Below are 12,390 nucleotides of genomic sequence, written 5' to 3'. Positions count from 1 at the left end.
CGGTCCGTGATAACCCCCGGCTGGCTTTGCGTTTCCGGCACTCCCTCTAACTAGGAAAGTCCGGCGACACAATCTCTGGAGACAGCGACGAATTGATCCGCGTTCTGGGCATTGAGACGAGTTGCGACGAGACCGCCGCCAGCGTGGTGACGCTGGAAGGCGATTCCGTGCCGGTGATTGCGTCCAACATCGTGCTCAGCCAGATCGAGGAGCACGCCGCCTTCGGCGGCGTGGTGCCGGAGATCGCCGCGCGTGCCCATGTCGAGGCGCTGGACGGCATTGTCGAGGCCGCTCTTGCGGATTCGGGCGTAGCCCTGGCCGACATCGACGCCATTGCCGCCACTGCCGGCCCCGGCCTGGTCGGCGGGCTGATCGTCGGCCTGATGATGGCCAAGGCGATTGCAGCGGCCGCCGGCAAGCCGCTGATCGCCATCAACCATCTCGAAGGCCACGCACTGACCGCAAGGCTGACCGACGGGCTCGACTTCCCCTATTTGCTGCTGCTGGTCTCCGGTGGCCACACCCAGATCGTGGCCGTGCGCGACGTCGGCGACTACCAACGCTGGGCGACGACCATCGACGACGCGCTCGGCGAAGCTTTCGACAAGACGGCCAAAATGCTCGGCCTGCCCTATCCCGGCGGCCCGAACGTCGAAAAGGCGGCAATGTCGGGCGATGCGACGCGCTTTGCCTTTCCGCGGCCGATGAGGGGCTCGGCGCAGCCCGATTTCTCCTTCTCCGGCCTCAAGACCGCTGTGCGCCAGGCGGCGACCGCCATCCAGCCGCTGAGTGAGCAGGATGTCGCCGACATCTGCGCCTCGTTCCAGGCGGCGGTAGCCGACGCACTTGGCGACCGCGTGGCCCGCGCGCTGGCCCGCTTCCGCGACGAATTTCCGGACAAGGCCGAGCCGGCGCTGGTCGTTGCCGGTGGCGTCGCCGCCAACAGAGCGATCAAGGCGACGCTGCAGAAGCAGTGCGCCGAGGCCGGCTTCGCCTTTGTCGCGCCGCCGCTCAAACTGTGCACCGACAACGCGGCGATGATCGCCTGGGCCGGCATCGAGCGGTTGCGGGCAGGCCTGTCGCAAGAGAACGGCTTCGATTTCGTGCCGCGTTCGCGCTGGCCGCTGGACAGCATTTCGGCCCCGATGGTCGGCTCCGGCCGGCGCGGAGCAAAAGCATGAGCGCCGGCAACACAAGCGGCAGGGACAGAACCGGCTGGCGCGTCGCCGTGCTTGTCGGCGGCGCCTGGGGCACGGCGCTAGCGCTGGCGATGCTGCGCGCCGGTCACGATGTCCGGCTCTACGCCCGCGACGAAGAGACGGTTTCCGCGATCCGCCGCGGCGAGAACCCGCGTTATCTCCCCGGCATCGCCATTGAAACAGGCATTGCGGCGACGAGCGATATCGGCACGGCCCTGACCGATGCCGATTGCGCGCTGGCCGTGGCGCCGGCACAGGCGCTGCGCGCCATGCTGACGACGGCAAAGCCCCATATGCCGAAAGGCATCCCGCTGGTTCTCTGCGCCAAAGGCATTGAGCGCGACACCGGCGCGCTGCTGTCGGCGATCGTTGATGAGATTCTGCCCGAAACTCCGGTTTCGGCCCTGTCCGGTCCCAGCTTTGCCGCCGACGTCGCCAGGGGTCTGCCGACCGCTGTCGTGGTTGCTGCACGCGACGACGCCTTGGCGGCCGAGCTTGCCGCGCGCTTTTCGGCGCAGAATCTGCGCTGCTATTCCAGCGACGATTTGATCGGCGTCGAGATCGGCGGTGCTTTGAAGAATGTGTTCGCCATTGCCGCTGGCGCCGTCACCGGCGCTGGGCTCGGCGCCAGCGCGCAGGCCGCCATGGTGACACGCGGCTTCGTCGAACTGCGCCGCATCGGCGCGTCCTTCGGCGCCAAGCCGGAGACGCTGATGGGGCTTTCCGGCCTCGGCGACCTTTTGCTCACCTGCTCTTCGGCCCAGTCGCGCAATTTCGCCTATGGGCTGGCGCTGGGGCAAGGTAAGCCCTTGTCCGGACTGCCGCTCGCCGAAGGCGTGCCGACGGCGGCGATCGCCGCCCGCATCGCCACCGAGCGCCACATCGACGCGCCGATCATCGCTGCGGTGTCGGCGATACTGGACGGCACGATCACCATTCGGCAGGCTGTCACGGCATTGATGACCCGGCCGCTGAAGACCGAAACCGGTATTTAATTGTAAACTCCCGTGAACAGCTCGGTATTGTCCCCGCCAGGCACGATGCGGTTTTCATAGTGACCTTCCGGCAGCAGCAGTGCCTCGGCTGGACCGTTGCGCAGGACAACGTCGCTGGTACCTGCCTCCAAGGATAGGGGCGAAGAATGCGAGGTGCCGTTTATCTCGACCTCGCCGTCTGCAAGCTCCCCGCTGGTCGTGTACAGGCTGTATCGTCCGGCGACAGGCACCTTGAAAACGACCGGACGACCGGAATAGAGGCGACGACCAGCCATTCTGATGTTGGGAGCGATCTGGACGTAGCTGTCGCGGATGAGAGGCGCGATCACGGTATCGATCAAATCCATGCGATATGACCAGAGGACCATCTTGGGCGGGGAATCCGAGAGAACTTTGTAGGCTTCCGATTGCCTGCCTTCCTGCAATGTTTTCAAGACATAATGCTGGTCGAGCCAGAGTGTGGAGGGCTCCTGTCGATTGGGCAGCATGGCGATGCCGTCGAAATACTTCTCATCCGGTGCGAGCAAAGATTCCGCGCGCGAGACCAGTTCAAGCTGGGCCTGATTGTTGAGGCGTAGGTAAACGACATTGCTCGCGTAGCTCATTGCGATGGCTGTGATCAGCACCGCGAGGACAGGAACCCGGTAGCGCGCGTGGGTTGCGGTGCTGTCGAGAAGCTCCAACGACCAGAGCGCAACGAACGGCAACGCCATGATGAAGACATAAGGCCAGGGCTGGTCGTGCGTGAATACCAGCACCGTGATGACGAGTGAAAAGATCAGCGCAATTCGCCTTCGACCATCGAGTTTCATGATCCGCATCAGTGACAGGGCCATACCGGAGAAACAGATCCCGTAAAGAAGGGCGTTCCGCGCCAGTGTCTGTAACACGAACTGCCTCAGTCCCCCGTAGTCACCGCCTCCACGCGTCGCAATCTCGACCGGGCCAAGTAAAAGGTTTTTGGCCGCGAGAACAGGGGCGCCTCCACCGAAGATCAAGCAATAGACCATTATCGGAACGGCCCATCCAAGCACGAGCCACCCTCCGCGAACCGCCCCTGTTGCGTAGCGTCTCATCAAGGCTGCGTCAGCAACAAGGCCGATGCCGAGCGCAACGTTGAAGTAGACCGATTTCTGAGTGATGACGAAGGCAAGGCCACTTAGCATGCCGGCGGCAACAAGCTGCCTTGCCCTCAACCCAGGTGCGCGCAGGACAACCAGCAACGCCGCCACGGCGAAGAACACTGCCGGCGGTTCGGCGATGGTACGAAAGATGCGCTCCATGAAATTCGAAAAGCACAGGAGAACGAGGACGATCGTCAAAGCGCGCACGCGATCCTCGCCCAGAGCGCGAGCGCATGCGTAGATCAAAGAGATCGTCCCGCAGGCCAGCAACGCAGTCTGCATGCGGCCAGCAAGCAGAATCGACGTGGCATTCCAGCCGATCAGATGAGCAATCTCATAAAAAGCCGCATAGCCGACCGCCTTGGGATGCCAGATCGTATCGAACAGGCCGTTGGAGAAATATTTCGCCCATCCGAGTTGGACGAATTCATCCATGACGAAGCGGATGTTCCAAGCCAGAACGAACAGCAAGATGATCTTGAGTGCGATCAGGATATGCAGAAAAGTTGTTGTTGGGCGCTGCCCGAGAGCGAACAGCTTGTTTGGTCCCGGCTCCTGCGTATTCAAGACAACCCCCTCGATCGTGCCCAGGCAGACCAACGCCAGGCGTGCTGCCTCGCTGGGCGCAACGCCCTTCATCCTCAGACAACAACTTCGAGGCCGGCAGCTCCGCTTGGCGAAGCATGGTTCCACCGCGGTTAATTTTCCGAGACTGTGCGGAACTGAAGCCGTCGCGCTTCGGATTCTTGCAGCGCTCCGCTCCAGCCTGTCTATACGCAGCGGACTTTAGCCGCTGTTAGCCTTTTGCTTGTTAAGAAGGGTTATGTTCAAACACGGCAGCCAGCCTTCTGCGACAATGCGGAGGCTTGAAAGGACATCGCGTGCTACAACCCAAGATGGCATCGGGCCTCGTCTGCCCAGTCTGCTATTCCAGGCTTGGCACAAGCCCGGTTGCCCTGACCTGCGAATCTTGCCCTGCCCCCTATCCCGTGCACAAAGGCATTCCGTTCTTTGTGGAGTCGCCGGTGAGGGAGGGCTTCGACGCGAGCTTCCATGAAGAGGCGTATGCCGGTACCAGTACGCGCGCCCGTCTCTACAATTCGCTCAAGCAGGTCATCACCAGCGAATATTCACCGCACGACACGCTGAATTCGTTTCTTGCCTCGATACCTCAGGACTCAATGATCGTTGAGTTCGGCTCCGGCGCACGGCGCGTCCGCCCCGATGTTCTCAACATTGACCTGTTCCCCACCCCGAACGTCGATCTGGTCGCGAATATCGAGCACACGCCGCTTGCGAGCGATTCCGTCGACGTCGTCATTCTGGACAGCGTGATCGAGCATGTTCCCAATCCGGTAGCGGTCGTCGATGAAGTGTTCCGTGTCCTGAAGCCGGGTGGGAAGCTGCTCTGCATCAACCCTTTCCTGTTCCCCTATCACGGCTATCCCGCCCACTACTGCAACTTCACAAAGGACGGGATCGAGCAGCTTCTCCAGCGGTTCGCAAGGGTAGAGGTCCAGACGCATCAAGGGCCGACAAGCGCGATCGTCAACATCCTGTCCGAATACATCGGCGTCGTTGTCGGTCGAGAGAACCGAACCCGCTACATGGTAGCGAAAGCCGCGATCCTGACGCTGACATTCCCGTTGAAGTTTATCGACAAATTTCTGGTCGATCGCCCGGAGAGTCACCGGATCGCCAGCATGCTCGGCACCATCGCGACCAAATAGCGTGTCGCTGACCAGCGCTTATTGCCAAGAGCAATTCCAGGAAAGTGTGATCGGTTTTCCCAGGAAAAGCGCGTAGCGCTTTCCCTTGGGAATTGCGCAAAAACAAAGAGATAGAGCGGTTCGCCGTTTCCGTGAAACGGTGAAACGTTCTAGCGACCCGCCAGGATCTACCCATCTGCTACCAGCTGAGCAGTTCACAATAATTCGGCCGGTCCGGTAACGCCGATGCTCTTTTTGCTGTGGGGAAATGCCGTCTTGCCATGGCCGTGAAGTCCGAGCGTGAAAATAGCACGACATGCTTGTCTCCGGTAATGTGCCGGTCCGCAAGAAGCGACAAGGTGGCGCGTATTCCACCAGGCTCGATGTCCTTCAAGATGATCTTCCGGCAGGCCCAGCGTTCGCAACTGTCGGCCAGCGATTTGAAGAATGCGTCGCGCCCATCGACCGGCACATGATGAATGACGTCGGAAATCGTCACAACATCAAAAGATCCCTGCACGCTGGAAAGGTCCGTGGCGGGCAGAAGTTCGACCTTCGCCCGATTTGCGTTGCTTAGAAAGGCACCGATTGAAGGTGCGAGATCGCACATCGTAACCGTTAGGTCGGGGCGCCGATCAAGCAACCGGTCGACGAGCGCTCCATCCCCGCCGCCGATATCCAAAACCCTCGCGCCGTTCGGCAATTCGCGATCGAGAAAATCCGCAATTACATTGAGATTGACGAAAACACGCCGGTAGATGTCTCCGACCGGCTTGAAATGACGGCCAAGAGCCCTGCGCATGATCTGTCCTGGCGGCAACATTCTCATTCCTCGTTTCCCGTGGTTGAGCGAGAGGATGTCGCCGGCAAGGTGATGGGCTTTAGATTGAACCGTGACAAGATAGCAAAATGCGCAACGACAACGTTCCAGATGAGCAACGCAACTGTGGCGATCGGAGACGCAATCGCAACGCCAAGGCCGAGGCATGAACAGAGAAGCACCATCATGGCTACCGAGATCGGATAGGCCGCAGCCACACCTGCCGCAAAACGCGCAAACGCTTTCAAGCGAAGTGGCTTGCCGAAGGTGAACCAGCTGTGCAGAGCGTATCCCGTAGGCATCACAGCCAGGAATGAAATCATGATGCCCAGCAGGTAATGCCCACCCAGCTGATCAACCGCAATCATGATGGCATTGTGCGCAATTGCGCATATCGCTCCCACCACAGTGTACCGCCATCCACGTTCCAAAAGCGGTCTTTCGTGAGCTCCGGCATGGTTGCTCTTGTCCACTTGGTCGTCGGCGATCCTGGCAGAGCTGAACATTGCCTCAGAACGCTCCTGTCAGTTTCGCGCGAAGCCGGCACATGACGCGCTCCAGCAATCGCGAATCGCGCAAGTAGCGCCTTAATCCCGTCGGCCCGAGCGACAGCATGGTGCGAGCCGCTCGAACCAAGGCCTTCAAGTCGCCGCCCGACGCAGCCGCCAGCGACACATTGACGCTGATCGATGCCCGAGCAGCAGATTCAATCTGGCGTCGGCTGCGCGCCGAAAGCCGGTACAGATGGCGCTCTAGGACAGTCTGCATTTGCGAACGGAATTCGTTCGCATCGCGCGATCCGGTTACGGTCAGCGAATCGCCATGAACCCGGAAGGCTGTGGTTATCTCTTTGTGATAAACGACAGATCCGGCAACAGCGAGCTTCGCCCACATATCCCAATCCGCCGTATACCAAAGCATCTCATCCATGCCCCCGCATGCCAGCCAAGCACTCCGACGAAAAATCGGAGCAGGCACAGACACGAAATTCTGTACGAGAAGCCGTTCCAGCAAGAATTCAGATTCGAGCACCTTTTCGGTTGGCAAGGGACAGTTCCAGCATCCCATTCGCCGGCCGTGGCGGTCAACGATCGCAGTCGGGGCTAAATGAAGCGCTGCTTCGGGTGCGTCCGCGAGCCAGCGTCGAGCGGCCTCAATGCGCCCGGGCAACCACAGGTCGTCTTGGTGGAGTATGCAGACATAATCGGCGGCGGCTAGCTCAACGCCCAGGTTGGTCTTCGACTGCCAAGGCCCGAGATCTTTTCGCCGAAGCAGCCGGAACGCCGGCCGGTAGAGGAATCGCTCGACAATGGCAGCTGTGGCGTTCGTCGGGCTGCTGTCGATAATGATTATCTGCAGGTCGCCAGTCAGCTCCGCAGCAAGTGAATCAAGTGTCGCTCCAATCCATGCCGCCCCGTCATGGACAGGCATGACGACCGACAGAAAAGGCTTTTCGGCTGCGCGGCTTACGGCTTGAATTTCCGCTCGCGAGGCTGCTGAAGGGTTAGAACTCATGTCTGGCGCTCAATGTATCAAGCAGCAACTTGAGCACGAAGCCAGATAGCACCATGGACATGCCGGCCACGCAGATAGTGGTGACCACAAAGGTCAGATGCACTGATTGCTCCATGGGGCCACCGACAAAAATCCAATGTAGCGCCAGTGCCACGTCCGCCGCGAAGCCAGCTGCCGCGAGTACGCCACCGGAAAAAACCAGCCATTCCAAAGGGCGACCGCGCGTCAGCCATGACACAATTCGACCGCTGTAGACCGGATGGTAGATGGCGATTGCCACCTTTGCCAGCATACCGAACAGGATCGCTGAAAGGCCAATCAACGTCGCCATAGCCGAGAGCGCGACGAAGTGAATTCCGAAGTACCATCCACCGATGCGAACAGGTCCGGCAGCGAGAACTGCAAGGCCGGCAATGCCAGTGATCAGCAAGGTCAGCCCAGGCACGAGATACATGGTGTCCGGCGCGTGAGCAATAATGAGCCGCAAATGGCGCCAACCGTCGCGGAAGGAACGCAGATGCGGGGCGCGGTTTCGCTTGTCGGGGTAGAGCTTGATCGGCACTTCACGAATGGTGAGCCCAGCGCGATGCGCATTGATGATCATTTCCGAGGCGAATTCCATTCCCGGCGAGCGTGCGCCGATTTTCTGAAATGCCTCTCGAGTGAAGCCGCGCATGCCGCAATGGAAGTCGCGGATCGGAGATTTGTGCAGCCAGCGAGCGATGGTGGACAGGACGGGATTGCCCAGGTAGCGATGCAGTAGCGGCATGGCGCCCGGCTCGATACCGCCGGCGAACCGATTGCCCATGACAAAGTCCGCACCCAATTCCAACGCATCGATGAAATCGCCCAATTGGCTCCAGTCGTAGGAATCATCGGCATCGGCCATGATGAGATATTTGCCCTCGGCCGCTTCAACTGCAGCGCTGATTGCCGCGCCATAGCCCTTTACCGGCTGATGGACGACCCGCGCTCCCAACTGTTGCGCAATCTCCACCGACCTGTCCGTGGAGCCATTATCGCCGACGACGACTTCCCCCTTGACGCCGCGCCTCAAGAAGGCATCGAAGGCTTTGCGAATGCAAATGCCAATCGTCAATTCTTCGTTCAGGCAAGGAATAATTGCAGAGACGAGAACGCGCTCGGTCTCCATGCTGACCGTGAAAGCAGGCGTGGCGTCGTCGATCCTGACTGTCGTGTCCCCCGCGATGCTCTCCATTGCGTCCTCTATTCAGGCGTTCTGGAAGAACCAGCCCATCCCCACAACTGACCCGCTGGGAGCGTATCATATCGAAAATTGATTATCTTTGACTTACGAAATATCCAGTGGCGTCTTTATAAGCAGCAATCGCAAAGGCCAGGCGCTTCGCAATGCAGCGCTGTTGCCTGTGTCTGCTCTTTCGGGCGAAGCGATATCGTCTGTGACTTTCATCAAACTCATGTGGATCCATCATTTCAATGCCTTGGCCTTGAGCCGGGCGGAGATCCATCGCGACAGATCATTTGGCATTGACCCGAAGGCACCATAAAAGCAAAAACGCGGTTTCGGCAGTTCAAGGCGAACTTTAGTCGCAATCCCAACCCGGAGTTTCGAAAGCATGCTGTTTGCGTTGATTTGCAAGGACCAGCCCGGCAGCCTGCAGGTGCGCGTCGACACGCGACCCGCCCACGTCGCCTTTCTCGAGGGCCTGAACGCCGACAGGACACTGGCCTTTGCCGGTCCGTTCCTCGATGCCGACGGCAAGCCGAACGGCACCCTCGCCGTGGTCGAGGCGCCGGATCTCGCCGGTGCGCAGGCGCTGTCGGCTGCCGACCCCTATGCCAAGGCCGGGCTGTTCGAAAGTGTCGAAATCCGCCAGTGGAACTGGACCTTCAACAAGCCGGCGGCTAGTTAGTTCCGGCGGCGCCTAGAGCGATCCCAGGAAAAGTGTGTAACGGTTTTCCGTCCGGAATTGCGCAAAAAATAGTAGTTGGAGCAAAGACATGAACTACTGGCTGTTCAAATCCGAACCTTCGGTCTTCTCCTTCGAGGCGCTGAAGGCCAAGGGCAAGGCCGGCACGCAGTGGGACGGCGTGCGCAACTATGCAGCGCGCAACAACATGAAGGCGATGCAGATCGGCGATCTCGGCTTCTTCTATCACTCCAATGAAGGGCTGAACGTCGTCGGCATTGCCGAGGTCTGCGGGCTTGCCCACCCCGACAGCACCACCGACGATCCGCGCTGGGAATGCGTCGACATCCGCGCCTTCAAGGACGTGCCGAACCCGCCGACGCTGGAGCAGGTCAAGGCCAATCCGAAGCTTGCCGAGATGGCGCTGGTGCGGCTTGGACGGCTTTCCGTACAGCCGGTGACGCCGGCCGAATGGAAGGAAGTCTGCCGCATGGGCGGCCTGACGCCGGCTCCGTGACGGTCCTCACGCCGAACAGCGCGAAAAAGTTCATTCTCGACAACACGGCGCTTATGTCGCCGCCGCATGTGCCGGAGATTGTCCTCAATCTGGCCGACGAAGCGCATGACCTCTGGCAGCGCACGGAGAACGAGCTGATCGAAATCGGCCTGCCGCCACCGTTCTGGGCCTTTGCCTGGGCCGGCGGTCAGGGCCTTGCCCGCTACGTGCTGGACAATCCGTCGGATGTGCGGGGCAAACGCGTGCTCGACTTCGCCTCCGGCTCCGGCCTTGTCGCCATCGCCGCCGCCAAGGCGGGTGCGGCGCACGTGATCGCCGCCGACAACGACCCGTTCTGCGAAACGGCGATCCGCCTCAACGCAGAGGCCAATGGCGTTGCCATCGACTTTTGCGGCACGGACTGCATCGGCACCGACGCCGGCTTGGACGTGGTGCTGGCCGGCGACGTCTTCTACGACAAAGCCTTCGCCGACACGCTGATGCCGTGGTTTTCGACACTGAAGGCGCGCGGCGCTGACATCCTCGTCGGCGATCCGGGCCGCTCCTACATGCCGAAGGCGGGACTGGAGCCGCTCGCCGTCTACGAAGTGGCGGTGACGCGGGCGCTGGAGGACGCCCTGGTCAAGCGCACCACGGTGTGGCGCTTCGCTTGACGGCATTGCCGAACAGGCGTTCCATCGCGCATTTTGAAGAATACGCATGTTGTTATCCCAGAACCGTCAGGCTTTGGGCGGCATGCTTGAGGGGAGGACTTTATGGATTTTTCAGTGGTGAACTGGCTGGCGGTGGTTGTCGCGGCCGTCGCGGCGTGGCTGTTTGGCGCGGTCTGGTACACGGCCCTCAGCAGGCCTTGGATAAGGGCGGCCAGGATCGATCCGTCAACGTCAAAGAAATCTATATTGCCCTTCATCATCTCCTTCATCGCCGAGCTGATCATGGCGCTGGTCTTAGCCTTGGTCGTCGGCGCGATGACCGGCGGCGAGCCGGTCCTTGTCGCAGGGCTGGTCTTCGGCTTCGTCCTCTGGCTGGGTTTCGTCGCCACGACGCTGACGGCCAACCATCGCTATGAGAATTTCGGCTGGGACCTGACCCTGATCGACGGCGGCCACTGGCTCGGCGTGCTGTTGATCATCGGCGCGGTGATCGGCTGGTTCGGGGCGCCGGTCGCCGGCTGAGGCCTGCAGAAGTCGTCAGGTCTGCGTCCTGGCGACTTCGTCGAGGATCCATTCACGGAAAGCGATGATGCGCGGATCGTTGGCAGTGCTCTCGGGATAGACCAGGAAGTAGCCGAACTCCGGCCCCACGCGCAGACCGAGTTCAAAGGGCTGCACCAGCCTTCCCTGGGAAAGGTCGTTTGCCACCATGGCGAACTCGGCGAGCGCCACGGCATTGCCGTCGAGCGCCGCCTGCACGGCATCGGTAGAGGTTCCAAACACGATAGTCCGGCTGTCGTCGAAATCGTTGATGCCGGCCGCCGCCATCCACATGCGCCAGTTCGGCCATGTCACGCCTTGGCGCGACCATTCGATATGGGCCAGCGTGTGGTTGAAGAGGTCGCGCGGTTCGCGCAGCGGCGGGCCGGAGGTCAGCAGGCTCGGGCTGCACACCGGAATGAGGATGTTGTCGAACAGGCGATGGGCGCGAAGCCCCGGATACTTGCCGACCCCGAACCGGATGCCGACATCGACGTCGTCGAGTTCGAAATCGCGCACTTCGTAGCCGATGTCGAACCTCAGTTCGATACTGGGCTGAAGTTTGCGAAAATCGTCGACGCGCCGCATCAGCCATTTTGACGCGAACTGCGCGTCGAGCGTTACCTTCAGCAATGCCGTGCCGCGCGTCAGCTTGCGCGCCCGCGACACCGCCCGGTTGAGCAGGTCGAGCGCATCGATCGAGGCCTCGAACAGCACCGTACCTGCCTCGGTCAACCGGATGGTACGACTGGTTCGCGTGAACAGCACCAGCCCGAGCTGATCCTCGATTTCCTTGATCTGGTGGCTGACCGCCGCCGGCGTCAGCCCGAGCTCGTCGGCAGCGCGGGTGAAATTGAGGTGGCGGGCGGCGGCTTCCAGAGTCCTCAGCGCGCGCGTTCCGGGCAACAGACGGGACATCACCGTATCCTCAAATAAAACTTGACGATCCGAAAAGAACTACTCGTTTCTCTTATGGATTTCAATGCGGCATGATGCATCCTTCGAAACACCATCAAGCCGGATTTGATATCCGGCGGAACACGGAGCGCATCATGTCCATCTTCGTTTTGAACTCGCCAGCAGCTCGCTCGAACTGGTTGCATGCCGTAACGGACTGGCTTCGCCAGGCGAAAGTCGCCATCAACCTGCCGCGCCAGGACGTGGAGGACCTTTCGGATCGCCAACTGCGCGATGTCGGCGCGCAGCGCAAGGACGTGACGCGGGCCGTGGACCGGGAACTCGGCCGGCTTGGATTGCTGGACACTGGGTGGCAGAAGCCGAGAAGGCGTTAGGCAATGGTGAGTAGTGAGTAGTGAAGGATTGAAACGACGCCGAGACCATCCTACTCCCTACTCCCTACTCCCTACTCCCTACTCCCTACTCCCTACTCCCTACTCCCTACTCCCTACTCCCTACTCCCTACTCC

The 12,390-nt window shown here is 60.7% G+C and carries 14 protein-coding genes; 8 read left to right on the top strand and 6 right to left on the bottom strand.

The window, feature by feature from the left end:
* Positions 1–95: 95 nt before the first annotated feature.
* Both tsaD and NKJ76_RS28610 read left to right on the top strand, forming a co-directional pair.
* The gene (gene tsaD / locus NKJ76_RS28615) at positions 96–1,181 is read left to right on the top strand and encodes a tRNA (adenosine(37)-N6)-threonylcarbamoyltransferase complex transferase subunit TsaD (protein WP_352538950.1); all 1,086 of its coding nucleotides are present in this window, start codon (positions 96–98) and stop codon (positions 1,179–1,181) included.
* Complete coding sequence (locus NKJ76_RS28610; RefSeq protein WP_352538926.1) at positions 1,178–2,194, top strand: NAD(P)H-dependent glycerol-3-phosphate dehydrogenase; 1,017 nt, start codon at positions 1,178–1,180, stop codon at positions 2,192–2,194. The genes tsaD and NKJ76_RS28610 overlap by 4 nt, the downstream gene beginning before the upstream one ends.
* Here NKJ76_RS28610 and NKJ76_RS28605 read toward each other — a convergent pair.
* Positions 2,191–3,957 (bottom strand): DUF7056 domain-containing protein, encoded by a 1,767-nt coding sequence (locus NKJ76_RS28605; protein WP_352538925.1) that lies wholly within the window; start codon positions 3,955–3,957, stop codon positions 2,191–2,193. The two genes, NKJ76_RS28610 and NKJ76_RS28605, sit on opposite strands and share 4 nt — an antisense overlap.
* Positions 3,958–4,199: 242 nt before the next feature.
* Between NKJ76_RS28605 and NKJ76_RS28600 the strand changes: the two genes are divergently transcribed.
* Positions 4,200–5,048, top strand: a complete 849-nt coding sequence (locus tag NKJ76_RS28600; RefSeq protein WP_156931600.1) for a class I SAM-dependent methyltransferase — start codon at positions 4,200–4,202, stop codon at positions 5,046–5,048.
* Between the two features lie 178 nt (positions 5,049–5,226).
* Here the strand turns inward: NKJ76_RS28600 and NKJ76_RS28595 are convergent, their stop codons facing one another.
* The 4 genes from NKJ76_RS28595 to NKJ76_RS28580 are packed head-to-tail and all read right to left on the bottom strand — an operon-like array spanning position 5,227 to position 8,581.
* Positions 5,227–5,856, bottom strand: a complete 630-nt coding sequence (locus tag NKJ76_RS28595) for a class I SAM-dependent methyltransferase (protein WP_023705009.1) — start codon at positions 5,854–5,856, stop codon at positions 5,227–5,229.
* Positions 5,853–6,353 carry a GtrA family protein gene (locus NKJ76_RS28590; protein ID WP_352538924.1) on the bottom strand — a complete coding sequence of 167 codons (501 nt, stop codon included), beginning with the start codon at positions 6,351–6,353 and terminating at the stop codon, positions 5,853–5,855. The genes NKJ76_RS28595 and NKJ76_RS28590 overlap by 4 nt, the downstream gene beginning before the upstream one ends.
* Positions 6,354–6,357: 4 nt before the next feature.
* The gene (locus tag NKJ76_RS28585) at positions 6,358–7,362 is read right to left on the bottom strand and encodes a glycosyltransferase (protein ID WP_245260377.1); all 1,005 of its coding nucleotides are present in this window, start codon (positions 7,360–7,362) and stop codon (positions 6,358–6,360) included.
* Positions 7,352–8,581: a glycosyltransferase family 2 protein gene (locus NKJ76_RS28580; protein WP_023709450.1), complete on the bottom strand. Its 1,230-nt coding sequence runs from the start codon at positions 8,579–8,581 to the stop codon at positions 7,352–7,354. The genes NKJ76_RS28585 and NKJ76_RS28580 overlap by 11 nt, the downstream gene beginning before the upstream one ends.
* Positions 8,582–8,960: 379 nt before the next feature.
* On the opposite strand from NKJ76_RS28580, the gene NKJ76_RS28575 reads away from it, so the two are divergent.
* The 4 genes from NKJ76_RS28575 to NKJ76_RS28560 all read left to right on the top strand — a co-directional run bounded on the left by NKJ76_RS28575 (position 8,961) and on the right by NKJ76_RS28560 (position 10,946).
* Entirely contained in the window at positions 8,961–9,257 is a 297-nt protein-coding gene (locus NKJ76_RS28575; RefSeq protein ID WP_352538923.1) for a YciI-like protein, read from the top strand.
* An 88-nt stretch (positions 9,258–9,345) separates the two neighbouring features.
* Complete coding sequence (locus NKJ76_RS28570) at positions 9,346–9,771, top strand: EVE domain-containing protein (RefSeq protein ID WP_023683904.1); 426 nt, start codon at positions 9,346–9,348, stop codon at positions 9,769–9,771.
* Entirely contained in the window at positions 9,726–10,424 is a 699-nt protein-coding gene (locus NKJ76_RS28565) for a class I SAM-dependent methyltransferase (protein ID WP_352538922.1), read from the top strand. Before NKJ76_RS28570 ends, NKJ76_RS28565 begins: the two co-directional genes overlap by 46 nt.
* A 102-nt stretch (positions 10,425–10,526) precedes the next feature.
* Complete coding sequence (locus NKJ76_RS28560) at positions 10,527–10,946, top strand: DUF1761 domain-containing protein (RefSeq protein WP_352538921.1); 420 nt, start codon at positions 10,527–10,529, stop codon at positions 10,944–10,946.
* 15 nt (positions 10,947–10,961) lie between these two features.
* Here NKJ76_RS28560 and gcvA read toward each other — a convergent pair whose 3' ends face one another.
* Positions 10,962–11,882: a transcriptional regulator GcvA gene (gcvA, locus tag NKJ76_RS28555; protein ID WP_023683901.1), complete on the bottom strand. Its 921-nt coding sequence runs from the start codon at positions 11,880–11,882 to the stop codon at positions 10,962–10,964.
* A gap of 134 nt (positions 11,883–12,016) precedes the next feature.
* On the opposite strand from gcvA, the gene NKJ76_RS28550 reads away from it, so the two are divergent.
* Positions 12,017–12,256, top strand: coding sequence for a hypothetical protein (locus tag NKJ76_RS28550; protein ID WP_023670491.1), 240 nt, complete (start codon positions 12,017–12,019; stop codon positions 12,254–12,256).
* Positions 12,257–12,390 lie beyond the last annotated feature (134 nt).

It is taken from the genome of Mesorhizobium sp. M0029 (assembly GCF_040323735.1).
In the GTDB taxonomy this organism is placed as follows: domain Bacteria; phylum Pseudomonadota; class Alphaproteobacteria; order Rhizobiales; family Rhizobiaceae; genus Mesorhizobium.
Note: the sequence above shows the minus strand (reverse complement) of the source record. Positions and strands in the feature narration are given on the sequence as shown.